The organism is Microbispora sp. CA-135349 (assembly GCF_050947365.1).
Classification (GTDB): Bacteria; Actinomycetota; Actinomycetes; order Streptosporangiales; family Streptosporangiaceae; genus Microbispora.
Map to the genome: position 1 here is coordinate 4,047,065 of NZ_CP192001.1, position 21,981 is coordinate 4,069,045.

The window sequence follows — 21,981 nt, forward strand, 5'->3', positions numbered from 1 at the left end:
TTGGGCATGTCGGCCCCGCCCGGCGGCCGGTCTCGTTAAGATCGCGGTGATCGTTCCTCATCACCTGCGACCATGCGAGGCCCCTGTATGACGGCCATCGATTCCGGGCGGCGGTCCGACCGGCTCGACCACGCGCGCCGGCTCGCCGAAGGCGGCGACCTCGACGGCGCTGCCGCGATCTTCGCCGAACTCGCCGCGGACGAGGCCGCGCCGGAACGCGGCGAGGCCGGCGAAGGCCTGTCCGTCGTGGTGGAGCGCATGGCCGAGCGGCTGCTGGAGGACGGCGAGCCCGAGCGGGCCGCCGACGTCCTGCTGGAGGCGCTGTCGGTCAGCACCGTGGCGGATCCGGCGCGCCTGCGGGTGCTGCTCGGCATGGCGCACCTGGAGATGGCGTGCGCGCAGTTCGCCGGGGCCGTGGAGGACAGCCGTCAGGAGGGGGCCGACGCCGGCACCGGCGCGCTCGCGATCGAACTGCTGGCCCGTACGCTGCCGCTGCGCGGCCGCGACGCCGACGCGGAGACCGTGTGGCGGTACGGCCTTGATCACCCCGACGAGGCGCTGGCCGAGCAGGTGCGGCTCCGCCTCGGACGGGACGTGCGTCCCGCCATGGAGGAGGTCGTGGAGGGCGTGGAGGCCTGATCCGGCGGACCGGTCCCAGGCAGGCCGGTCCCAGGCATGACGATCTCAGTGCGTGACGATCTCGGCGCAGGCCGGGCTCAGCGCTGGGAGCGGCGGCTGATGGCGTAGGCGAAGTTGACGGCGATGATTCCGCCCCAGGACAGGAACAGGCCCGGCAGGCCGGCGTTCCCCACCGCGATCCCGGTCAGCGGGATGCCCAGGGCCAGCGACCCCATGACCACGCCCACGGCGCTGTCCTTCTGCTTCACCGGAGGCCCCGGCGGCCGGTGGTGCAGCTGGGCCGCCACCTCGTTGCGTACCCGCGCGGCGATCTCCACGTCGAGCTTGTCGAGGAACGAGTCGACCAGCGCGTCCTCGTACTCCGGGCCGAGGTCACGGCGGGCCGCCATGACTGCGCGCAGGTCCTCGCGAGTCGAGGAGGCCGCCGGCGGCGGGGGGACGGGACGCCCGGTCGCGGGCGGTTGCTGCGATGCGATGTCCGGCACCATGGCATTCTCGCCGCTTGCGAGGGGATCCGCCATCCTCCGATCGGAGGGTCGCCGCCTCCTGCTCCGGTCGGACCCGCTACCGTCACCGGCATGGAGATCGAGACCCCGCACGGCCGCGCCCTGGCCGAGGTGGACGAGGCGGCCGATGCCCGGCTGCTGCTGGTCCTGACCCACGGGTCCGGGGGAGGTGTGGACGCCCCCGATCTGCTCGCCGTACGGGACGCGGTGCTGGCCGCCGGGGGGACGGTCGCCCGGGTGGTGCAGCCGTTCCGGCTGCGGGGCGCGCGGGCGCCGGGCTCGGCGGTGAAGCAGGACGAGGCGTGGCTGTCGATCGTCGCCGGGCTCCGCGGGCGCCACCGGGGCCTGCCGCTCGTCCAGGGCGGACGGAGCAACGGCGCGCGGGTCGCCTGCCGCACCGCGCGCGCCGCCGGCGCCGAGGCGGTGGTGGCGCTCGCGTTCCCGCTGCACCCGCCGGGCAAGCCGGAACGCTCGCGGGCGGAAGAACTGCGGCAGGCGGGAGTCCCCGTGCTCGTGGTCAACGGAGATCGGGATCCGTTCGGCGTGCCGGACGAGAAGGACGCCGCACGTCTCGTGGTCCTCCCGGGGGAGGGGCACGAGTTCAAGAAGGACCCCGCCCGGGTGGGCGAGGCGGTGGCGCGGTGGCTGTTCCCCCCTCTGCCGGTGGAGGGCTAGGCCGCGCTGATGGCCATGTCGGTGGGGCGGTGCGGGGCGATGACGCCGCCGTCGGGCAGCAACTCGCCGGTGTCCTCGAAGAGCACGACTCCGTTGCAGAGCAGGCTCCAGCCCTGCTCTGGGTGACAGGCTATCGTGCGGGCGGCTTCTCGGTCCTTCGCGTCCGCGGTGGGACAGGCCGGTTCATGAGGGCACATCGCCGGGGCTCCGTGTTTATCGTTCGCTCGTTTTGTCTTCCGGTCGTCCAGGGGCGCCGTCGCCGGCGTCCTCGTTCAGGGTGCGAGGGCCCCGGTATGACGAACACCACACTGGACTCCACCAGTCTGCGGCCTGGCCGCATGCGTACGACATAGTCAGTTCGGAGCATTTCCGCCGGTCGGGCAGGGGCCCCGGCCGCACCCCGAGCAGGCTCGCGCACACTGATGTGACCTAGTACACAAGAATGCCCCATTGGGGGCAACGGTCCGACCTCGACACGCCGACGGTCCGATAACCAGGAGATCACAGGTTCCGGCCTCGTGCGCGATGGGATCCGGGCGGCCCGGAACGCGCGTCTCAGCCGCCCAGACCGGCGATCAGCGCGTCGAGGCCGTGCTCGAAGTCGCGCTCACCCTCGGCGGTACGAGCGTCGCGCACCTCGGCGTCGGGGTCGGCCCATCCCGACTGCTGCACCTCCACCGCCACGCTGCCGAACACGTAGGCCCGCAGCGCCCGGACCGCCCCGGCCGGGTCGCCGGCTCCCGCCTCGCGCAGCTGCTCCGTATGCTCGCCGATCGCGATGAGGGCGGAGCCCTTCGGTGGCTTGGTCAGGGCCAGAGACAGCACGCCCGGGTGTTCCAGCAGCGCGGCACGGCTCGCGCGGGCCCAGGCGCGGGCCCTGTCCTGCCAGGTGGTGCCGGCGGCCGGATCGACCGTCACGGCCGTCACGTGCTCGGCCAGAGCGTCCATCAGCGCATCCTTTCCCCGCGGCAGGTGGTGGTAGATGGCCATGGCCTCCACCTGGAGGGCGTCGCCGAGCCGGCGCATGGTCAGCCGGCGCAGGCCCTGGCCGTCGGCGATGTGCAGGGCGGCGTCGATGATCCGCTCGCGGGACAGGGGAACGGGTGGTCGCTTGGCAGGCACGCGAGCATGCTGCCACACCTGGCCTTACTTGGTAAAGGGCGGTGCACCCTGCGGTACGGCGCCCTTCGCGAAGCGCGTACGCTACCGATTGCGACGAGAGTTCGATACCGAAGGGGCTGACGATGGCGTTTTTCCGTCCGCGGGTGAGCCGGGAGGCGGAGGTCCGCTACCACGCGGATCTGGAGATCCGGAAAGACTTCGGCGACGTGCTGGAGAAGCTCCGGGTGGCGCAGCGGCGGTTCCAGGAGGCGAAGGCGGCCGGGGCCGCGCTCCCCGAGCTGCGTGAGGCGGCTCTGGGCCTCGACGCCGCGCTGACCCAGGCCCTGCGCGCCGCCGAGGCGGGGCAGCGCGCCACCTACGGCGTGAAGTCCTACGACAGCAGGATCGCCCGGCGCAAGGCGAAGGCGACGCCGGACGGCGCGCTGTGGACCGACGAGGTGAACCGCCTGCGCACGCTGCGCGAGGCGCACCGCCTCAGCGGCATTCCCCGGGTGCCCCGCGCCTCCAAGACGGGCGACGCCGCCGCTCTGACCCCGCGCGACGTGCGCAAGGGCCTGGCCGCCGCGCACCACTGACTCCGAGGCGGGTCCGCGCGGGCCCGCCCCGCAGGCCCGCCGGGCTCGCCCCGGCGGGCCTGTCGGCATGCCGTCCGGAGGCGGGACCTCCTCCGGACACGGGGACACCCACGGTCTACGATTCCGCCTCATACCCGGGCGTTCGCATCAGTTGGAAAGGCCCGGGATCCAGAGAGGCAGGACCCCTTTGATCTCCGACTCACGGTTCGCGCCGCGCGGCGAAACGTTGTCGACGCTACCGCTGGAACCACTGCTCACGAGGGACTACGACGTCGAGCCCGCGCTCGTCCACGAACGGCTCAGAAAGGCGTACGGGCCGGTGGCCCCGGTCGACCTTCTCGGGGTGCCGGTCTGGTTCGTCCTCGGCTACGACGAGGTGCTGCATGTCCTGCAGAACGCGGGCGAGCGCTGGAGCAAGCGCGTGGCCAACTGGCGGGCGTACGCCGAAGGCGGGGTTCCCGCCGGCTGGCCGCCGCTGACCCTGCTCGCGGCGGACAACACCGGGTTCCAGGACGGCGACACGCACCGAAGGGGCCGGGCGGCCTGGGACGCGGCGCTGCGCCCCTACCAGGACCCCGCTCATCGGCAGGCCCAGGCGATGGAACGTGCCATCCTGCGGTACTGCGACGATCTCATCGACGTCATCACGGAGGGCACGCCGGCCGGGCTCGCGGACCTGTCGGCGCAGTACGGGCGGCCGCTGCCGCTGCTGGTCGCGGGCCATCTCTTCGGGATCGGCATCGACCGCGGCGACGACATGGTGATGGATCTGTGGCGCATGCTGGACGGCCCGGACTCCGCTGGGGCCTTCCAGCGGCTCTACCGCACCTTCCTCGAGCTCGTGACGGCCAAGCGGCGAATGCCCGGAGAGGACGTCCCCTCCTACCTGTTCGCCGCCAAGCCGGACTTCACCGACGACGAGCTGGCCCGCGAGCTGTTCCTGCTGCCGGCCTTCCTCGACTTCACCGGCAGCCTCATCTGCAACGCGGTGGTGGAGGCGATCACCAACCCGGGACTGCGGACGACGCTGTCGACGGGGGCGATCGAGGAGGCGGTGAACCGGGTCGCGATGCGGAAGCCCGCGATAACCAACGTCACCCTCCGCTACGCCATGGCGGACGTGAAGCTGGGCAACTACACGATCGCCGCGGGCGACCCCGTGCTGCTGTCGGTGGCGGCGGCGAACAACGATCCGCGGATCGCCTCCGCGCTGAGCGACGACACCGTGCGCAGCACCCGCGCGCACCTGTCGTGGGGCGCGGGCCCGCACCGATGCCCGAGCCGGCGGCTGGCCACCCAGATCACGACGATCGCCGTGCGCCGGCTGCTCGAGCGGTTCTCGGCGCTGAAACTCGCGCTGCCGCCCGACCAGTTGCCCTGGCGCCCGTCTCCCTTCATGCGGGCGCTGCGTTCCCTGCCCGTGCAGTACGAGGTCCGCCAGGGCTTCGTGCCGCGTCCCGGCCACGGTGTGGGTGGTGAGGCGGGCCCGGCCGGCGAGGGCGGACAGCGGCCGCCGGACGTTCCCGCGGACGGTGACCGGCGGCCCGGCCGTTCCTCGGTGTGGACCTTCCTGCGCAGGCTCCGCGGCGGCCGGCGGGACGATCAGCCGATCGCGTGAAAGCCGTACGGCCCGCGCCCCCCAGCGGGGATGCGGGCCGTACGGACAGGGCCGGGCTCGCCGTGATTCCAGCTCGCCCTGATGTCAGCCGGCTCGAACCTCAGCCGGCTCGAATCTCAGCTGGCCCAGTCGAGCAGCGGGCGGGTGTTGCTCGGGTGGCGCAGCTTCGACAGCGACTCCTTCTCGAGCTGGCGGATCCGCTCCCGGGTCAGGCCCAGGTGCTTGCCGATCTCGTCCAGCGTGTGGGGCTTGCCGTCGGCCAGGCCGAAGCGCAGGCTCATGATCTTGGCCTCGCGCGGCGACAGGTTGCTCAGCACGCCCTTGAGCTGCTCGGCCAGCAGCTGCCGGTCCACGACCTCGGACGCCTCGGGGGAGTCGACGTCCTCGATGAGGTCGCCGATACGGGTCTCGCCGTCCTCGCCGATGGTCGAGTCGAGGCTGATCGGCTGCCGGCTCGTGCGCAGCAGCTCCTCGATCTGGTCCGGGGTCTTGTCCAGCTCGACCGCCAGCTCCTCCGGCGTGGGCTCCCGGCCGAGGCGCTGGTGCATGTCGCGCTCGACGCGCGACAGCTTCGACAGCATCTCCAGCACGTGCACGGGCAGCCGGATCGTGCGGGCCGAGTCGGCGAAGCCGCGCTGGATGGCCTGCCGGATCCACCACATGGCGTACGTCGAGAACTTGTAGCCCTTGGTGTAGTCGAACTTCTCGACGGCGCGGATCAGGCCGAGGTTGCCCTCCTGCACCACGTCGAGCAGGGCCATGCCGCGGTCGGTGTACTTCTTGGCCACCGACACGACCAGGCGGAGGTTGGCCTCCAGCATGTGGTCCTTGGCCCGCCTGCCGTCCTCGATGACCCACTCGAGATCCTCGCGGACGCCGGGCGCGAGGCGCTCGCCGTTCTCCACGGCGGTCTCCAGCTTGTACTCGGCGTACAGCCCGGCCTCGATGCGCTTGGCCAGCTCCACCTCCTGAGCGGCGGTGAGCAGGGTGCGGCGCCCGATGGACTTCAGGTAGGTGTGCACCGAGTCGCCCATGACCGAGGAGGTGTCGTCGAGGTCGAGCGTCTCGCTCTCCTCCGCCTCGGGCTCGTCGGCCTGGAGCTCCTCGTCGTACGGCTCCTCGTCGTCGGCCTTGGCCGTCTTCTTCGCGGCGCTCCTGGGCTTGGCGGGCTGCGCCTTCTTGGCGGCCTGCGCCTCGGCCTGGGCGGCCCGGCGGGACTTCCTGGCCGGAGCCTTGTCCTTGTGCGTGCCGGCGGGGGTGGCGCCGCCCGGCGCGTCCTCCGCACCGGTGCCGGTGCCGTTGTCCGTGCGGTTGTCGGTGGCCAGGTTCACGCCCGCCTCGGTGAGCTCTCGCAGGATCGAGCGGCCCTCGGCGGGGCCGACACCGGCTTTCGCGAAGGCCTCGCGCAGCTCCGACAGCGAAAGGCGACCCTGTGCGCGGCCTCGCTCCAGTAGCAGGTCGAGCGTCGTCGGGGTCACCTCGCGCTCGGGCGAGGCCGCCACGGCGGTCCGGGGCATGAGGACACCTCCTCCTTGCGGAGTTCATGGAAGGTTCGAATGCTTGCGATCGGGGCGCGGCGTCCGGCGGCTCAGCGCACCAGTATCAATAACGCTCTCACGCCTGGTTTGTTCCCTCACCCCGCGGGGGAGGGTGTTCGGCTCGCGCGGGAGGACCGGGTCAGTCGGGGATGATGGAGACGGTGACCTCGGGCATCGGCATGGGGCTCGCGCCCCGGATGCGCTCGCGCGTCCAGTAGCCGGCGACCCCGTCAGGGTCGTCCGCGAACTCCTTGAACACCACGTCGGGGTCGACCTCGGGCGTGGACCGCGGCCCGGTGAGGCCGTCACGGCCGGAATCGTCGGGGGAGACCTCGACCGATCCTCCGTGGCGGCCCGTCGCGGGGCCGAACTTGGCGGCGGGGGCGTCGCCCACCTTCGCGACGTCGTCCAGGCGGCCGGCGAAGGCGGCGGCGGTGACCGACGCTCCACCCACGATGACGACGCCGACGAGCACGGCGGAGGCCATCATCTTGTGGGCCGGCGTGAGGCGGATCGGCTGCATAGGACGTTCCCTTCCCCCGCTCTCATGGACGCACGACGGTCATCCGCGGTTCCCGTTCGTCAGTTCCGGTTCTTCGGTTCTGGGTTCTTGAGTGCGACCATATCCGGTTTGCCGTTCGGCAGGAGCGGGATTCGGGACACCAGCTCGACGGCGCGTGGCGCGGCGTAGGCGGGCAGCCGCTCCTTGGCGAAAGCCCGCAGCCGGTCGAGCGTGACCTCGCCGGCGTCCCCGGGGACGACGACGGCGACCACGATCTCCCCCCACTCGGGGTCGGGCCTGCCCACCACCACGACGTCGCGTACGGCCGGGTGCCCGGAAAGGACCTCGGCGACCACGCCGGCCACGACCTTACGGCCGCCGGTGTTGATCACGTCGTCGGCCCGGCCGAGCACGGTGAGCCGCCCGTCCTCCAACGAGCCGAGGTCGGAGGTGACGAACCAGCCGCCGTCGAAGGGCCGCTCCTCGCGCAGGCGGTAGCCCGAGAACAACACCGGGCCCGAGATGCGCACCCGCCCGTCGCCGCCGATCTTGACGTCGACGCCGTCCAGCGGAACGCCGTCGTACACGCACCCGCCGCTCGTCTCGCTCATGCCGTACGTGGTGACGATCCGGGCCCCCGCCGCGCGGGCCTCGGCGAGCAGGCCCGCGGGAGCGGCCGCCCCGCCGAGCAGGATCGTGCCGAAGGCCGCGACGTCCGCCCCCGCGTCCAGCATCCGCCGCAGCTGGGTGGGGACCAGCGACACGTGGTCCGCCCCGCTCGCGGCGACCGCGGCGGGGGAGAAGCGCGTGTGGACGATCGGCTCGGTGCCGCACAGCAGCGACCGCACGAGCACCTGCGCGCCCGAGATGTGCGACGGCGGCAGGCAGCACAGCCAGCGGTCGCCCTCGCGGGCGCCGAGCCTGGACAGCGAGGCCCGGGCCGAGGCGAGCAGCGCCCCGGCCGTCAGTTCCACGCCCTTGGGGGCGCCGGTGGAGCCGGAGGTCGCGATGATCAGCGCCGCGTCGGACGGCTCCCCGTCCGGCGCGCGCCGCACACCGTCGGCGGTGACGACGTGGGTGGGACGCAACGCGGCGAGCGTCGCCTCCAGCGCGGGCCGCGGCAGGTCCGGGGACAGCGGCAGCACGGCGGGCCCGTCGCCGGTCAGGGCCTGCCGTACGGCCTCGGACAAAGCGGGCCCCGGAGGCAGGACGAGAGCGTGCACGGGTCGCTGTCCTGGGCGGTGTCCGGGATGGCTGAGCACGGTCGTAAGGTTAGTCCCGGCTGCGGTGGCCGCAGGCCGCCGCCCGGCAGGTGACGGCGCCTGGTTGGTGTTGACGAAGGAGCGGGTGTGACGAGCGGGGTCGACTGGAAGCGGTCGGGCGAGTACGAGGACATCATCTACGAGACCGCGGAGGGAATGGCGAAGATCACGATCAACCGCCCCGAGCGGCACAACGCCTTCCGCCCCACCACCTTGTTCGAGCTCCGGGACGCCTTCAACCGGGCCCAGGAGGACACCGAGGTCGGCGTGATCATCTTCACCGGCGCCGGCGACAAGGCGTTCTGCTCCGGCGGCGACCAGAAGATCCGCGGCGACGACGGCTACGTGGACGACAAGACCCACGGCATCGGCCGGCTCAACGTCCTGGACCTGCAGGTGCAGATCCGGCGCTGCCCCAAGCCGGTCATCGCGATGGTGGCGGGCTACGCCATCGGCGGCGGCCACGTGCTGCACGTGTGCTGCGACCTCACGATCGCCGCCGACAACGCGAGGTTCGGCCAGACCGGCCCCAAGGTGGGCTCGTTCGACGGCGGGTACGGCTCCTGGCTGCTCGCCGAGACCGTGGGCCTCAAGCGGGCCCGCGAGATCTGGTACCTGTGCCGCCAGTACGACGCCCAGACCGCGCTCCAGTGGGGCCTGGTCAACGCGGTGGTGCCGCTGGAGCGCCTGGAGGAGGAGACCGTCCAGTGGGCCCGCGAGCTGCTGGAGAAGTCGCCCCTCGCGCTGCGCATGCTGAAGGGCGCGCTCAACGCGGTGACCGACGGCGCGGCAGGCATGCAGCAGTTCGCCGGCGACGCGACGCTCATCTACTACATGAGCGAGGAGGCCCAGGAGGGCCGCGACGCGTTCAAGGAGAAGCGCAAGCCGGACTTCTCGAAGTTCCCCCGCCGCCCGTAGAAGGCCGCGCGATGACGGCGGCCTCTCCGTTTTGCCGTACGCTTGCGGCTGCTGGAACGGGAGGAGACGGGCGGGTGGACAGGAACCGGGCCGGTCTGGGCGTTCTGAATCTGGGCGTTCGGGAGGCGCGACGGTGAACCCGGCGACCGCCCTCTCGACCGTGCTGATCGACGAACTGGTGCGCTGCGGGGTCACCGACGTGGTACTCGCCCCGGGTTCCCGGTCCGCGCCGCTGGCGCTCGCCGCGCACGCCGATTCGCGGGTGCGGCTGCACGTGCGCGTCGACGAGCGATCGGCCTCCTACCTCGCGCTGGGCCTGGCCAAGCGGTCCGAGCGGCCGGTGGCCCTCATCTGCACCTCCGGCACGGCGGCGGCGAACTTCCACCCCGCCGTGATCGAGGCGTCGGAGTCGGGGGTGCCGCTGCTCCTGCTGACCGCCGACCGGCCGCCCGAGCTGCGCGGCACCGGCGCCAACCAGACGATCGACCAGGTCAAGCTGTACGGCTCGGCCGTGCGCTGGTTCGCGGAAGTCGGCGTGCCGGAGGAGCGGCCGGGCCAGGTGGCCTACTGGCGGTCCCTGGTGTGCCGGGCCTGCCAGCGCGCCGCCGGGCCCCCGGATCCCGGGCCCGTCCACCTCAACGTGGCCTTCCGCGAGCCGCTGATCCCCGACGGCGACGCGAGCTGGTGCGAGCCGCTGGACGGCGACGCCTCCGGCGCGTGGTTCCGGGCGCGGGTCGCGCCGCCCTCCGCCGCCCTGCACATCCCGCCGACCCGGCGCGGGGTGCTGGTCGTCGGCGACGGCGCCGCCAACGTGCGGCGATACGTCGCCGCCGCGGGCATGGCGGGCTGGCCCGTGCTGTCCGAGCCGAACGGCGGCGGCCGGTACGGCGACCACGCGATCTCGACCTACCACTTCCTGCTGGGCGACCAGGAGTGGGCCGACGCCCACCGGCCCGACGTCGTGGTCACCCTCGGCCGCCCCGGGCTTTCGCGCCCGCTGCTGTCGTGGCTGCGCCGGGCCGAGGAGCACATCGTGGTGGCCTCCGACCTGACCCGGTGGCCCGACCCGACCCGTTCGGCGACCCAGGTGGCCCAGGCCGTGGAGATCCCCATCGCGGCCGGCGGGGACGCCTGGCTGCGCGCCTGGCGGCACGCCGACCACGTGGCCCGCGACGCGATCGACGCCGTGCTCGACTCCTCCGGGCTGACCGAGCCGCGGCTGGCCAGGGACCTCGCCGAGGTGCTGCCCAACGGCTCGCTGCTGTTCTGCGGGTCGTCCATGCCGATTCGCGACCTCGACCAGGCCATGCGCCCCCGGCGGGGACTGCGGCTGATGGCCAACCGGGGCGCCTCGGGCATCGACGGCCTGGTCTCCACCGCCGTCGGGGCGGCGCTCGCCCACAACGGCCCGGCGTACGCGCTGATCGGCGACCTCACGCTGCTGCACGACCAGAACGGCCTCATCCTCGGCCCGCGTGAGTCCCGGCCCGATCTGTGCCTGGTGGTGGTGAACAACGACGGCGGCGGGATTTTCTCGCTGCTGCCGCAGGCCGCGCTTGAGGACCCGTTCGAACGGGTCTTCGGCACCCCTCACGGGGTGGACTTCGGCTATCTGGCCGCCGCGAGCGGCCTGCCGTACACGCTGCTCGAGGATCCGGAGGAGCTGTCCAGGGCGATCAAGGGGGACGGCCTGCGGATCGTGGAGGCGCGCACCGACCGGGTGGGCAACGCGGCCGTCCACGCCGCGATGCGCGACGCCGTACGCGCGGCGATGCGCGACTGATCCTCTCCCGGTGGGAGGCGGGGCAGGCCCGTCGTCCCCACGGCGGACCCGCCATGGTCCTTCCGGCGGATGCCGCACCCACGCGGCGACGGCAGAATGGGTGCTGTTTCCACGTTGAGGAGTGAGATGCACGTCGACGAGTGGCTGCAGACCATCCCGTCCGTCTGGGTCTACGTGCTCGTGGGCGCCGTCATCGGGCTGGAGAGCCTGGGCATCCCGCTCCCGGGTGAGATCGTGCTGGTGAGCGCCGCCCTGCTGTCGGCCAGAGGGGTCGTGGACCCGGTGATCGTCGGGCTCTGCGCGAGCGGCGGCGCGATCCTGGGGGACTCCATCGGCTACCTGATCGGCCGCAAGGGCGGGCGGCCGTTGTTCGACCGGCTGGGGCGGCGTTTTCCCAAACACTTCGGTCCGGCGCACATCGCCAGGGCGGAGCAGATGTTCAACCGCCACGGGATGTGGGCGGTGTTCTTCGGCCGCTTCATCGCCCTGCTGCGCATTCTCGCCGGGCCGCTGGCCGGGGCGCTGCACATGCCGTACTGGCGCTTCCTCGTCGCCAACGTCCTCGGCGGCGTGGCGTGGGCCGGCGGGACCACGGCCGCGATCTACTACCTGGGCATGGTGGCCGACAAGTGGCTGAAGGGCTTCTCCTGGGTGGGGCTGGTGATCGCCCTTCTGTTCGGCCTGGGCACCACGGTGTGGCTCAAGCGCAAGGCCACCAAGGCGGCGGACGAGGAGCAGGAGACCGAGAAGGTCACCGCCGCGTAGAACGCGGTTTCCTTACTTCGTAAAGGCCGCTGGCCGTCCGGACCGGTCATGCCCCGCCGCCCCCCTTCATCGACAGACGCATCTCCTGCATCCGGTGGTCGGACATGCCCCGAGGGTCGAGAAGGCGATAGTCGTGGACGACCAGGGACGCGGTGAAGATCCAGTCGAGCCGCCACAGGGCAGGACCGTCCGCGGGCCACGAGGTGGGCATGAGGGAGTCGCCGGCACGGTCGGCGCTCGACAACCGGTCGAAGAGCCCGCGCATCTCGCCCATCGCACCGGTGCTGTTGAAGTCGCCCGCGACCACGACGGGACGGTGGTTGCCGGCGAGGTCCTCCTCAAGCCCGCGGAACTGCGCCTGCCTGGCGGCGGCCCGGCCGCGCAACGCGGTGTAGAACCGTGAGGCGAACGGATTCTCGTCCAGCATGTACTGGGTCGGGATGTGCACGTTGTACAGCGAGACGATCGAAGGGCCGATCCGCAGGTCGGTCCGCAGGACCTTGCCCAGAGCGAACGCGGAGTCCCACGGCGGCCGTGGCCCGAGGGAGCGGGCCGGCCCCACCGGGACCGTGCTCACGATCGGGAAGCGGGACAGCGTCACCAGCTCGCCCTGGACGGCGATGTGATAGCCGGGGAACTCGCGGCGGAGCCTCGCCTGCTCGTCGACCCTCCGGGGAGTGCCGTCCACCCAGTTGAGGTACTCCTGAAGGACGTACACGTCCGCGTTCCGCGCCTTCAACAGTCCGTAGAACCGTTCCGGATCGTCGTCCTGGTCCCAGTACTCGGTGTTCCACGACACCAGGCGGATCGACCCCGGCGGGGGCGGCTCGCCGCCGGCTCGCAACGCGGCGGGATCGAGCCCGCTCTGCCCCGCCCCCAGGGCGAAGGCGACGGCCGTGGCTCCCGCGCACCAGAGCCGGGCCCGGCCGCGGGTCAGCGGGAGGGCCGCCACCAGCAGGAGCGGGACGGCGAGGTAGACCAGCGGCGGCACCAGATCGGGCACCAGCCACAGCCAGAACCGGCCGGACAGCAGCAGGTGCAGGACGACGAAGACCAGCCAGGCCGTCGCGGCGGCGGCGACGAGACGGCCCCGCCGTTTCCCTCCCCGGCGTGCGGCGTCCCGCCTGCCGGGGGCGAGCCGATCCGACAGCATGCTCACCCGTGCTCACCCCCCGGCCCGGGAGGCGGCGGGGGCGGGCGTCTCGTACAGCGCCCGGAACCGTCCCGACAGCAGCCACTGCGCCGCGCCGGCCGCCAGGCCGCCGACGATGACGAGGTTCACCAGGAAGTGCACCGCCACGAAGAACAGGAAGAACAGCGGGCACCGCCGGGCGAGGACGAACCGGTACATGCCCGCGTCGCAGGCGAGCGACACGCCGAACAGGAGCGCGGGCACGACGGCCGCCGCGAGGCCATACGGGATCACGAGCGGCAGCGTGGCGACGGCGAGTGCGGCCGACACCGCGCCCCATCCCCGGGCCGCGGTCTCGTAGCCGCGTGCCAGGCTGCGCCTGGCGGCGTAGAGGGGCACGCGAGCCCGGCCGCGGTGGAACAGCTTGCGCAGCAGCGTCATCAGCTCCCTGTCGTGGCCCATGCGGCCGTGCACGGCCGAGGTGATGAGGATGCGGTATCGCCGGCCCAGCCGATGCCCGTAGTCGACCTCCTCTGTGTACCTCAGCCGGGGGTTGAACGGGCCGGTCTCGGCGAAGACGGCGGCGCGGATGGCGAACATCGCCGACCACAGGAAGGAGACCTCGCCCTCGGAGGCGACGGACCAGTAGTGGTGCTGCAACGCCCGGTAGTCCTCCACCCTGCTCGAACGGATGAGGGGGTCGGGGTCCTCGATTCCGCAGGCCGCCCCGATCCCCGGGTCGGACTCCAGGATCGCCACGGCGGTGGCGACCGCGTCGGGGGCGAGGGAGACGTCGGAGTCGACGAAGAACAGGATCTCGCCGTTCGCCCGGCGCGCGCCCGTGTTCCGGGCGACGGCGGCGCCGCCGTTGGCGCCGGTGCGGATCACGGGTACGCCCGCCGAGCGGGCGATGCGCACCGAGTCGTCGGTGCTGTGGTCGTCCACCATGAGGATTTCCAGCGGCGCGTACGTCTGCTCCCGCACGGCCTTGAGCGTCAGCGGGAGGAACCGTGCACCGTTGTAGTTGGGGATGATGACGGTGACCAGGGGGCGATCCGATCGCATGGTGACCTCGGGTGGGATTCAGGCGGGTGGGGATCAGGTGCCGGATCGGGGGAGGGAGACGACCATGTCCTGGAGCTGGTGGCTCGACATGCCCTCGGGGGAGCGCAGGTCGTAGCGGTGCACGAGCAGCCCCGGCGAGGTGAAGGTCCAGTCCATCCGCCACAGCCGCAGGCCGGCGAAGGCCATCGTGGCGGGATAGGGCGACGCTCCGGCCCGGCTCGCGTCCTTCCAGCCGCTCATCAGCCGGGCGAACCCGGTGCCGGGCAGCATGTTGAAGTCGCCGGAGGCGAGCAGCGGGCCGGAGTTGCCGCGCAGGTCCGCGGCGAGCCGGTCGAGCTGGCTGCGCCTGGCGGCGTCGAGCGTCCGCACGGTCCGGTAGAAGCGCGGCGAGAGCGGACCGGAGTCGAGGTAGAGCATGTCGTAGAGGTGCACGTTGTAGACCGACAGGACGCGCCCGCCGACGTCCAGGTCGGTCCGCAGCGCCGCCCGGTTCCAGTTCCCGGCCGCCGGGTTGGACGTCCAACCGATCGGAATCACACGGGTGATCGGATGACGGGAGATCGTCAGCAGCCCGTCGGCGGTGGCGAACCCGTAGCCGGGGAACTCGCGTCGCAGCCGGTCGTCGTCCTTCAGCGGCACGAGCGCGCCGGGGGCGCATCCGGCGTGCTCCTGCAGGAGGTAGACGTCGGCCCGCCACCTTCGCAGGTAGCGGAAGAAGCCGGCGGTGTCGTCGCCCTCGTCCCAGCACAGCGCGTCCCAGGAGACGACGCGCAGCGCGTCGCGCGGGGCGGGCCCGTCGGCGCCCGCACGTCCCGGCAGGTGCAGCCCGGCCTGGCCCAGGCCGAGGGCCAGTGCCGCCGCGGCGGGCAGCAGGCTCCACCACCGTCCCGCGGATGACAGGCGGACCCACGGCGTCAGGGCGGCCGTGACCGCGAGCAGCGCCGCGGGGACGAGCGCCAGCAGCAGGGGTGGCACCATGAGGTCGGGGATCACCCAGATCCAGGTGCGCCCGCTGAGCAGCGCGCGCAGGACGGCCAGCAGGAGGGCCGCCACGCACAGACCGGCCAGCACGCGTTCCCCCCGGGACAGCCCGGTGCGCCGGAGCACGAGCACGGCCGCCGCTCCGAGCACGACGACCGGCGCGGCGCAGCCCAGCGGCAGCAGGAGCCACCAGACCATCCCGCTCGGCCAGCCGGCCACGGCGAGGACCACCGGCGGATGCCCGGTCATGACAGCGAGGCTCCTTCCGGACGCTTGCCGGTGACGGGGGACGAGAGCCCGCGCCGCCGGGCCGCCCAGGTGAGCGCCCCCAGCACGACGGCGGTGGACATCAGATCACCCGCGGTGATCAGCACCCGGCTGAGGGCGACCAGGGTGACCAGATCGGGGCCGGTCAGCAGGGTGGCGATGGTGAGACCCAGCACGGCCTCGCGCGCGCCCAGCCCGGACGGCATGATCACGGTGAAGATGCCGGCGACCGTGGACAGCGCGAAGCCGCCGATGCCGATGGTGAGCGCCCCGGCGGGGGGCGCGCCGAGCGCGATCGCGAGCACCGCGACGTGCAGGCCGCTGATCAGCCAGCCGGCCGCCATCAGCCCGGTCACCGCGAGCAGCGTCCGGCGTCCCGGCAGGACGGGCGCCCGCCCGCCCCGGCGCAGCACCCGCTGGGCGACGCCGAGGAGCGTGGTCAGCAGCCGCGGCGCGGCGAGCGGCACGAGGGCGGCGGCCAGCAGCGGCACCAGGCCCCACCACAGCGGCCCGGTCGTCACCAGCCGGGGCAGGGCCACCAGCCCGACCCCGAGCCCCGCGATCACCCCGAGGCCCTGCCCGGCCAGGAAGGCTCCGGCCAGCCGGGCGGGGGGCTCGCCGAGCGGCCTGGCCATGGCGGCGTGCGCCACGGCCGGCCACACCCCGCCCGGCAGGTAGCGGGTGAGCCCCGCGAGGAAGAACACCCGTACGGCGGCCGGCAGGGGCAGGCGGGTGCCCAGCCCGGCCAGCAGCATCCGCCAGCCGAAGAAACCGGGCACTCCGCCCACGATCGCGAGCGCCGTCGCGAGCACGCAGGCTCCCCACCCCACGCGGGCCAGGCTCGTCCCCAGCCCGTGGCGCACCCGCCAGAGCTGGTAGCCGAGGAAGGCGAGCACGAGCAGGCAGGCCGCCGCGCGCAGCGCGGCGAACACCCTCCCGCGGGCCGTGTGGTCCCCGGTCACGTCGCCGCCCTGCGCGACGGGGAGGCGTACATGCGGCGGAACGAGCGCGAGGTGAGCCACTGCAGGATCCCGACGCCCGCGCCCGCCGCGATGGTGAGGTTGACGAGGAAGTGCATGGCCACGAAGAACAGCCCGAACGCCGGAGACCGGGTGGAGAACACGAACCGGTACAACCGCCGGTCGATCGCCAGCCAGGTGGCCAGCAGCAGGGCCGGCACGGCGGCCCAGGCGGCGCCGCCCAGCAGCGGCGCGGGCAGGGCCGCGACCGTCAGCGCGGCGGCCAGGCTGGCGGCCGCCTCAGGCGAGCCCACCACCCCGGCGGCGTACCTGCGCTGCAGGAAGAACGGCACGTGCATCCGGGTCCGGGTGAACACCTTCCACAGCGCGACGCGCACCGTGGCGTCGTCGTCGTGGCGGCCGCGCACGGCGGAGGTGAGCAGCACGGTCCATCGGCTGGTCAGCCGTTCACCCAGGTCGGTGCCCTCCGACTGGACGAACTCGTTCGTCCACGGGCCCACCTCGGCCCACACGGCCGCGGGGATGGCGATGATGGCGACCGGCAGGAAGCCGGTGATCGGGCCCTCGGCGACGCGGTACCAGTAGTGCCGGTAGAGGATGCGGTATTCCTTGACGAGGCTGTCGCGCCGCAGGGGGATCGGCTCGTAGTTGCCGGAGACGGCGCCTATCCGGGGATCGGACGCGAGGATGTCCACGGCCCGCGCGACGGCGTCGGGAGCCAGCGCGACGTCGGAGTCGAGGAAGAACAGCACCTCCCCCCGGGCGTGGGAGACGCCGAGGTTGCGCGCGGCGCACACACCGCTGTTGCGCGGCGTGCTGAGCACCGGCACGCCCAATGACCGGGCGACCCGCACGGAGTGATCGGTGCTGCAGTCGTCCACGAGGATGATCTCGATGGGGGAGTACGTCTGCTCCAGGACGGACCTCAGGCACAGCTCGAGCACATCCCCGTAGTTGTAGTTGGGGATCACGACCGAGACCAGGGGCTTCTGGGAGTCCGGCGCTGAGGAGTCGGGCGCAGGGGAGTCCGGCCCAGAGGAGTGCAGGGGGGAGTGCATGGTTCACCAGCCTTTCGAGGAGTCGGCGCGGTGGAGCGGGGCCGTGCGGTACGACGGCCCGAAGGAGGGGTCGAGCGTGGCGCGCACCAGCCCGTCCACGGCTCCGCAGAGCTGCGCGGCGTGCGTCAGGAAGTGCACCGCGGTGAAGTACGCCAGGAAGGCCGCGCCCTTCTCACGGAGCACGAAGCGGGACAGCGGCGGGTCGCAGACCGCGAACAGGGCGAGGAACGCGCCCGGCAGCGGGAGCGCCGGCCGCCAGGCGAGTGCGACGGGGACGGCGGCCAGGGTGAGGGCCGTGGCGAGCAGGCCGGGGATCCGGTTGATCCGCAGGGCGCCCGGCCGCATCCGGTTGCGGGCGGAAAAGCGCAGATAACGCGAGCGCCGATACTGCTCGGCGAGCATCGGCAGGAGCCGGTCGGCCTCGTCGTGGCGGCCCACCACATCCGGGCTGAGGTGGATGTGACGGCGTGTCAGCAGCCGCTCGCTGTATTCGTCGTCCTCGGCGCTGCGCAGGCGCTCGTCGAACGGGCCCGCCTCGTCGAACACCGCCCGGGGGACGGCGGCGAGTGCGAAGATCGCGGTCGCCGTGGGGCCCGCCCCCCTGACCAGGGCGTGGTGCAGCCGCAGCGTGCGGTAGATCTCCACGGGGCCGTCGTCGACGAGGGGTTCCTTGGCGTAGACCCCGTAGACGCAGCCGCACCCCGGGTCGTCGAGCAGCAACGCCACGGCGTTGGCCACCGCGTCGGGTTCCAGGGCGACGTCGGAGTCGAGGAAGAACAGGATCTCGCCGCGGCTCGCCGCCACGCCGGCGTTGCGCGCCGCCGACACGCCCATGTTGTACGGCTGGCGCACCAGCGCGCAGCGGAACTCGCCGGCGATGGCGTGGGTGCCGTCGGTGCTGGCGTCGTCGACCACGACGACCTCGATGGCGGGGTAGGTCTGCGCCAGCGCCGACGCCAGGCAGGCCCGCAGAGTCTTGGCCGCGTTGTGCGCCGGGACGATGATCGACACGAGGGGAGACAGTCGGGACACGTCGGTCGCCTCTCACGGTTGGTCTCAATGGGGGATCGCGGTGGCGAGCACCGGGTAACGGGTGAGGAGGATCGTCACGCCGAGGACGACCGCCAGTGCCAGCCCCGCGACGGCGATGCCGCGGTCGGCCAGGAGCTCACGGACGGGGTCGCCGCCTCCGCCGTCCACCAGCACGACCTGCAGGTAGCGGAACAGGACGAACAGCGCCGGCGGTGTGCACAGCAGCATCGCCGTCTGCCCGTAGGGCTCCAAAAGCGCGTCGGTTCGCAGGTGCATGAGGCCCGTGACGGTGGTGAGCACGCACGTGAGCAACAGGAGCTGATCGGCCAGTTGCACCGTGTAACCGCGCAGCGCGGGCCGGTGCGCGGCCCCGGTGCCGAGCAGCTCCTGGCGGCGCTTGCCGATGGCGAGCAGCAGCGCCATCGAGAACACCGCGACCAGCAGCCATTCGGCGACGCGCGCCCCGACGGTGAGGTAGCCCTGCAGGACGCGCAGCGCGAAGCCCAGCGCGATGGTGCCGACGTCGATCAGCGGGATGTGCTTGAGCACGCGGCTGTAGGCGACGTTCAGTCCCAGGTAGGTCAGAACGGGCCAGTAGGGCCTGTCCGGCCCCGTACAGACGACCATCGCGAGCAGGGCGAGCAGCACCACGCAGCAGAGGCCGGCGGTGCGGACCGAGACGCGGCCCGCGGCCACGGGCCGGTGCCGCTTGACGGGATGAAATCGGTCGCGGTGCCGGTCGGCGACGTCGTTGCCGATGTAGACGCAGGCGCCGGCCAGGATGAACGCGCCGACGGCCCAGGCCAGACCGGCGAGGGTGTCCAGGGTCCATGCGGGCGCGTCGGCGAGGACCACCGGCACGACCAGGAGGGTTTTGGCGGCGTGCGCCGGCCGGACGAGGGCGAGGAGATCCGCGACCGGCCGCGCGCGGGCGGGCGGCTCCCCGGAGTCACCAGGGAGCCTGCCGGTCGACTCGATGACACGCATGCGCTCCTCCAGCGGGGGATCAGAAGAAGACCTTCGCCAGCGAGAGCGCACCCTGCCGCCAGGCGTCCCTGCTGGTCCGTCCGGCGGCGCCCGCCGACGGCCGCGGATGCCGCCGCCACGAGTCGTAGGCGCTCAGGATGGCGTCGCGGTTGGACATCCGCGGGGCGAAGCCCAGCCGCTCACGCGCCTTGTCGATGCTCACGTAGGAGTCGGCGAGCAGCTTGTACAGCAGGCGGTCGTAGACCGGCGAGACCCCGGCCCTCCCCAGGAGCCGCAGGACGGCCAGGGCGGGCCTGGCCGGCAGCGAGCGGACCCGTCCGCCGTGCCCGGCGGCGTCGAGCACCGCCTGGAAGTCCTCCCGCAGGGTGGCGAACTCGGCGGCGGCGATGTTGAAGGTGTCGTTCGCCACGCCGGCCGGGGCGTCGAGCGCCAGGGTGACGGCGTCGAGCAGGTCCTCGATCGCGAGCATCTGGATGCGGGCGTCGCCAGGGCCCAGGATGGGGAAGTCGCGGCCCTCCTGCGCCCATTCGAAGAGCATCGCGAACAGGCCCATCCGCCCGGGCCCGAGGAACGTCTTGGGGCGCAGGACCGGCACGCACAGGCCTTCGGCCCGGAACTTCTCCGCGATCTCCTCGGCGGCGGCCTTGGCCCGCCCGTAGGCGTCGACCGGCTCCCGGGGGTGATCCTCGGGCGTGGGAACGCGCGTGGGCAGGCCGTACACCGCGGTGGAGGAGACGTGCACCACGCGTGGCACCCCCGCCCGCGCGGCCGCCGTCAGCACGCTGCCGGTGCCGCCGACGATGACGTCGCGGATCTCCTCGTCGGGGTAACTCGGCAGCGCCGACGCGCAGTGCACCACGGCGCCGGCGTCCCTGACCAGGCCGGCCATCAGCGTCGTGTCGCGGACGTCGCCGGTCGCGTACCGCGCGAGGGGATGGGGATCGGTTCCTGGACGCAGATCCACGCCCAGGACCGGGCGTCCCCGCTCGGCGAGATGCCGGACCAGACTGCCGCCGAGCATGCCGGAGGCACCCGTGACTACGACTCGGACGGCCATCGCGGCGCCACCTTCTCCCGTACGAACCTGGTGAGCAGACGGGGCAGCCCCTGCGCGAGGGTCGCCTCCAGCGCGTCGAGGAAGTAGTCGGCCTCCTCGGGCCCGGCGACGAGCGGGGGCGCCGCGACCAGCGGGTTGGCGCCGTTCAGCGTGTAGTAGGTGTAGACGCCGTGGTCGCGGTAGAGCGCGTCGACGACCGAGCAGGTGATGAGCTTGACGCGGAAGTTGGGGTCGCGCACGAGGCCGACGGGAGCGATCCTGGCGGCGAGGTCGAGGATCTTCGGCCCGCCCCGCAGGAACACGCCGTACAAGGCGCCGGCTCCGCGCACCTCGGCCACCGTGTCGGGGTAAGCCTTGCGGACGCGTTCGAGGCCGGGCGCGAGCACGCGCTCGATCTCCCGTGCCCGCCGCGGGTAGTCGTCCTCGACGACGATGTTGACCGCCTCGATGGCGGTGGCGGTCTCCTCCCCGAAGCCGTAGTAGGTGGTGCTCGTGCTGTGCAGCAGCGAGTCGGTGAGGTTGTCGTAGGCCTTGCGGAACACCCGCTCCCTGGCGACGTACGCCGAGATGGAGGACTTGCCGCCGCCGAACGACTTCGAGGTGGTGACCACGTCGGGGACGAGCCCCGGGTAGCGCATGAAGTAGAAGAGGCTGCCGGTCTTCCCCCAGCCCGTGTAGATCTCATCGAAGATCAGCACGATGTCCTCCGCGTCGCACAGCTCGCGCAGGCCGCGCAGGAACTCCTCCGAGCAGCTGCGCATCGTCGAGGCGCTGAACGGCTCGACGATGATCGCGTAGACGTCGCAGCCGCCGCGCGTGGTCCGCGCCGCGGCGACCGCGGCGGCCACCGCGTCGAGGTCGCCGTACGGGAACGACACCACTCCGGGGATTTCGGGGAAGCGGAAGCGGTCACCGCCCCCGGTGAGGCTGCCCGAGCCCAGGAGTTTGCCGTGGAAGGCGATGTCGGCGCGCAGAATCCGCTGCCTGCGCCCGCCGTGATATTTGTAGGCGAGCTTGACCGCGCCCTCGACGGCCTCCGCGCCGGAATTCGGCAGGAACGACATGGTGAGGTCGCCCGGCAGGAGCGCGGCGAGATTGTGGCCGAGCGCGGCGACGTATGGCGAAAAGTAGGTTTTGTGCACCTCCATTCTCCGCGCGTCCTGGAAACGCCGGCGGGCCGCGAGGATGCGCGGGTGGTTGTGGCCGTGGTTCAGCACCCCCACCCCTCCGGTGAAATCGAGGATCCGCCGGCCGTCGCGGGTCCAGATCCACGCCCCCTCCGCGCGCTCGACGAGCTCGCGGCCGAAACCGAAGGACGTCATGAGCGACACCTGGCTCCGGCTCACGTGCCTGCGGTAAAGGTCGCGTACCTGTTCCGCGCCGAGCCGTTCACAATCGTCGAGACTGATCAGTCCGGACACGCGCGTTCTCCCTTCCGTGTCCTCGGATGCTTCCTGTCACGGGCGCTCGTCCCGATCCGGGCCGTTTTCGCGCCGTCGTTCCCGAAGCGGTGTTCCGT

At 72.6% G+C, this 21,981-nt stretch carries 22 protein-coding genes; 7 read left to right on the forward strand and 15 right to left on the reverse strand.

What is annotated here, in order from left to right; all coding sequences use genetic code 11:
* Positions 1-87: 87 nt before the first annotated feature.
* Entirely contained in the window at positions 88-639 is a 552-nt protein-coding gene (locus tag ACQPZZ_RS18780; RefSeq protein WP_432933753.1) for a hypothetical protein, read from the forward strand.
* A 77-nt stretch (positions 640-716) separates the two neighbouring features.
* Here ACQPZZ_RS18780 and ACQPZZ_RS18785 read toward each other — a convergent pair whose 3' ends face one another.
* Positions 717-1,124, reverse strand: a complete 408-nt coding sequence (locus ACQPZZ_RS18785) for a hypothetical protein (protein ID WP_432933755.1) — start codon at positions 1,122-1,124, stop codon at positions 717-719.
* A gap of 93 nt (positions 1,125-1,217) precedes the next feature.
* On the opposite strand from ACQPZZ_RS18785, the gene ACQPZZ_RS18790 reads away from it, so the two are divergent.
* Entirely contained in the window at positions 1,218-1,820 is a 603-nt protein-coding gene (locus ACQPZZ_RS18790) for an alpha/beta hydrolase family protein (RefSeq protein ID WP_432933757.1), read from the forward strand.
* Here the strand turns inward: ACQPZZ_RS18790 and ACQPZZ_RS18795 are convergent.
* Together ACQPZZ_RS18795 and ACQPZZ_RS18800 are read right to left on the reverse strand one after the other, a co-directional pair.
* Positions 1,817-2,017, reverse strand: coding sequence for a DUF5999 family protein (locus tag ACQPZZ_RS18795; RefSeq protein WP_169952435.1), 201 nt, complete (start codon positions 2,015-2,017; stop codon positions 1,817-1,819). The two genes, ACQPZZ_RS18790 and ACQPZZ_RS18795, sit on opposite strands and share 4 nt — an antisense overlap.
* Positions 2,018-2,375: 358 nt before the next feature.
* Positions 2,376-2,942 (reverse strand): TetR/AcrR family transcriptional regulator C-terminal domain-containing protein, encoded by a 567-nt coding sequence (locus ACQPZZ_RS18800; RefSeq protein WP_432933759.1) that lies wholly within the window; start codon positions 2,940-2,942, stop codon positions 2,376-2,378.
* A gap of 122 nt (positions 2,943-3,064) precedes the next feature.
* On the opposite strand from ACQPZZ_RS18800, the gene ACQPZZ_RS18805 reads away from it, so the two are divergent.
* Together ACQPZZ_RS18805 and ACQPZZ_RS18810 are read left to right on the forward strand one after the other, a co-directional pair.
* Complete coding sequence (locus tag ACQPZZ_RS18805; protein ID WP_432933761.1) at positions 3,065-3,517, forward strand: hypothetical protein; 453 nt, start codon at positions 3,065-3,067, stop codon at positions 3,515-3,517.
* 226 nt (positions 3,518-3,743) lie between these two features.
* Complete coding sequence (locus ACQPZZ_RS18810) at positions 3,744-5,135, forward strand: cytochrome P450 (protein WP_432933763.1); 1,392 nt, start codon at positions 3,744-3,746, stop codon at positions 5,133-5,135.
* A 116-nt stretch (positions 5,136-5,251) separates the two neighbouring features.
* On the opposite strand, the gene ACQPZZ_RS18815 is transcribed toward ACQPZZ_RS18810, so the two are convergent.
* The 3 genes from ACQPZZ_RS18815 to ACQPZZ_RS18825 all read right to left on the reverse strand — a co-directional run bounded on the left by ACQPZZ_RS18815 (position 5,252) and on the right by ACQPZZ_RS18825 (position 8,398).
* Entirely contained in the window at positions 5,252-6,652 is a 1,401-nt protein-coding gene (locus tag ACQPZZ_RS18815) for an RNA polymerase sigma factor (protein WP_432933765.1), read from the reverse strand.
* A 160-nt stretch (positions 6,653-6,812) separates the two neighbouring features.
* Positions 6,813-7,196 carry a hypothetical protein gene (locus ACQPZZ_RS18820; RefSeq protein WP_432933767.1) on the reverse strand — a complete coding sequence of 128 codons (384 nt, stop codon included), beginning with the start codon at positions 7,194-7,196 and terminating at the stop codon, positions 6,813-6,815.
* A gap of 59 nt (positions 7,197-7,255) precedes the next feature.
* Positions 7,256-8,398, reverse strand: coding sequence for an AMP-binding protein (locus ACQPZZ_RS18825; RefSeq protein ID WP_432933769.1), 1,143 nt, complete (start codon positions 8,396-8,398; stop codon positions 7,256-7,258).
* Positions 8,399-8,524: 126 nt separating this feature from the next.
* On the opposite strand from ACQPZZ_RS18825, the gene menB reads away from it, so the two are divergent.
* The 3 genes from menB (at position 8,525) to ACQPZZ_RS18840 (ending at position 11,903) form a co-directional block, all read left to right on the forward strand.
* Complete coding sequence (gene menB, locus ACQPZZ_RS18830; protein WP_363637587.1) at positions 8,525-9,355, forward strand: 1,4-dihydroxy-2-naphthoyl-CoA synthase; 831 nt, start codon at positions 8,525-8,527, stop codon at positions 9,353-9,355.
* A 133-nt stretch (positions 9,356-9,488) separates the two neighbouring features.
* Positions 9,489-11,138, forward strand: coding sequence for a 2-succinyl-5-enolpyruvyl-6-hydroxy-3-cyclohexene-1-carboxylic-acid synthase (menD, locus tag ACQPZZ_RS18835; RefSeq protein WP_432933771.1), 1,650 nt, complete (start codon positions 9,489-9,491; stop codon positions 11,136-11,138).
* Positions 11,139-11,264: 126 nt separating this feature from the next.
* Positions 11,265-11,903 (forward strand): DedA family protein, encoded by a 639-nt coding sequence (locus ACQPZZ_RS18840; protein ID WP_432933773.1) that lies wholly within the window; start codon positions 11,265-11,267, stop codon positions 11,901-11,903.
* 46 nt (positions 11,904-11,949) lie between these two features.
* Here the strand turns inward: ACQPZZ_RS18840 and ACQPZZ_RS18845 are convergent, their stop codons facing one another.
* From ACQPZZ_RS18845 to ACQPZZ_RS18885, 9 genes are read right to left on the reverse strand one after another with little or no spacing between them, the layout of a single operon-like run.
* Positions 11,950-13,056, reverse strand: coding sequence for an endonuclease/exonuclease/phosphatase family protein (locus ACQPZZ_RS18845; RefSeq protein ID WP_432934440.1), 1,107 nt, complete (start codon positions 13,054-13,056; stop codon positions 11,950-11,952).
* Positions 13,057-13,068: 12 nt separating this feature from the next.
* Positions 13,069-14,100, reverse strand: coding sequence for a glycosyltransferase family 2 protein (locus ACQPZZ_RS18850; RefSeq protein ID WP_432933775.1), 1,032 nt, complete (start codon positions 14,098-14,100; stop codon positions 13,069-13,071).
* A 33-nt stretch (positions 14,101-14,133) separates the two neighbouring features.
* Positions 14,134-15,330 carry an endonuclease/exonuclease/phosphatase family protein gene (locus ACQPZZ_RS18855; RefSeq protein WP_432933777.1) on the reverse strand — a complete coding sequence of 399 codons (1,197 nt, stop codon included), beginning with the start codon at positions 15,328-15,330 and terminating at the stop codon, positions 14,134-14,136.
* Positions 15,327-16,310, reverse strand: a complete 984-nt coding sequence (locus tag ACQPZZ_RS18860) for a hypothetical protein (RefSeq protein ID WP_363637599.1) — start codon at positions 16,308-16,310, stop codon at positions 15,327-15,329. Before ACQPZZ_RS18860 ends, ACQPZZ_RS18855 begins: the two co-directional genes overlap by 4 nt.
* Positions 16,307-17,386: a glycosyltransferase family 2 protein gene (locus ACQPZZ_RS18865; protein ID WP_432933780.1), complete on the reverse strand. Its 1,080-nt coding sequence runs from the start codon at positions 17,384-17,386 to the stop codon at positions 16,307-16,309. Before ACQPZZ_RS18865 ends, ACQPZZ_RS18860 begins: the two co-directional genes overlap by 4 nt.
* A gap of 3 nt (positions 17,387-17,389) precedes the next feature.
* Positions 17,390-18,418 (reverse strand): glycosyltransferase family 2 protein, encoded by a 1,029-nt coding sequence (locus ACQPZZ_RS18870; RefSeq protein WP_432933782.1) that lies wholly within the window; start codon positions 18,416-18,418, stop codon positions 17,390-17,392.
* Positions 18,419-18,442: 24 nt separating this feature from the next.
* Entirely contained in the window at positions 18,443-19,405 is a 963-nt protein-coding gene (locus ACQPZZ_RS18875; protein WP_432933784.1) for a UbiA prenyltransferase family protein, read from the reverse strand.
* A gap of 19 nt (positions 19,406-19,424) precedes the next feature.
* On the reverse strand, positions 19,425-20,462 hold the full coding sequence (locus ACQPZZ_RS18880) for an NAD-dependent epimerase/dehydratase family protein (RefSeq protein ID WP_432933786.1): 1,038 nt from the start codon (positions 20,460-20,462) through the stop codon (positions 19,425-19,427).
* Positions 20,444-21,883 carry an aspartate aminotransferase family protein gene (locus ACQPZZ_RS18885; RefSeq protein ID WP_432933787.1) on the reverse strand — a complete coding sequence of 480 codons (1,440 nt, stop codon included), beginning with the start codon at positions 21,881-21,883 and terminating at the stop codon, positions 20,444-20,446. Before ACQPZZ_RS18885 ends, ACQPZZ_RS18880 begins: the two co-directional genes overlap by 19 nt.
* Positions 21,884-21,981 lie beyond the last annotated feature (98 nt).

What these genes read in the sequence shown, in the direction of transcription:
- ACQPZZ_RS18790 (WP_432933757.1), top strand. Translation starts at nt 1,218, where the DNA reads ATGGAGATCGAGACCCCGCACGGCCGCGCCCTGGCCGAGGTGGACGAG.
- ACQPZZ_RS18865 (WP_432933780.1), bottom strand. Translation starts at nt 17,386, where the DNA reads ATGCACTCCCCCCTGCACTCCTCTGGGCCGGACTCCCCTGCGCCCGAC.
- ACQPZZ_RS18850 (WP_432933775.1), bottom strand. Translation starts at nt 14,100, where the DNA reads ATGCGATCGGATCGCCCCCTGGTCACCGTCATCATCCCCAACTACAAC.
- ACQPZZ_RS18875 (WP_432933784.1), bottom strand. Translation starts at nt 19,405, where the DNA reads ATGCGTGTCATCGAGTCGACCGGCAGGCTCCCTGGTGACTCCGGGGAG.
- ACQPZZ_RS18815 (WP_432933765.1), bottom strand. Translation starts at nt 6,652, where the DNA reads ATGCCCCGGACCGCCGTGGCGGCCTCGCCCGAGCGCGAGGTGACCCCG.
- ACQPZZ_RS18805 (WP_432933761.1), top strand. Translation starts at nt 3,065, where the DNA reads ATGGCGTTTTTCCGTCCGCGGGTGAGCCGGGAGGCGGAGGTCCGCTAC.
- ACQPZZ_RS18780 (WP_432933753.1), top strand. Translation starts at nt 88, where the DNA reads ATGACGGCCATCGATTCCGGGCGGCGGTCCGACCGGCTCGACCACGCG.
- ACQPZZ_RS18820 (WP_432933767.1), bottom strand. Translation starts at nt 7,196, where the DNA reads ATGCAGCCGATCCGCCTCACGCCGGCCCACAAGATGATGGCCTCCGCC.
- ACQPZZ_RS18845 (WP_432934440.1), bottom strand. Translation starts at nt 13,056, where the DNA reads ATGCTGTCGGATCGGCTCGCCCCCGGCAGGCGGGACGCCGCACGCCGG.
- ACQPZZ_RS18880 (WP_432933786.1), bottom strand. Translation starts at nt 20,462, where the DNA reads ATGGCCGTCCGAGTCGTAGTCACGGGTGCCTCCGGCATGCTCGGCGGC.
- ACQPZZ_RS18795 (WP_169952435.1), bottom strand. Translation starts at nt 2,017, where the DNA reads ATGTGCCCTCATGAACCGGCCTGTCCCACCGCGGACGCGAAGGACCGA.
- ACQPZZ_RS18840 (WP_432933773.1), top strand. Translation starts at nt 11,265, where the DNA reads ATGCACGTCGACGAGTGGCTGCAGACCATCCCGTCCGTCTGGGTCTAC.
- ACQPZZ_RS18855 (WP_432933777.1), bottom strand. Translation starts at nt 15,330, where the DNA reads ATGACCGGGCATCCGCCGGTGGTCCTCGCCGTGGCCGGCTGGCCGAGC.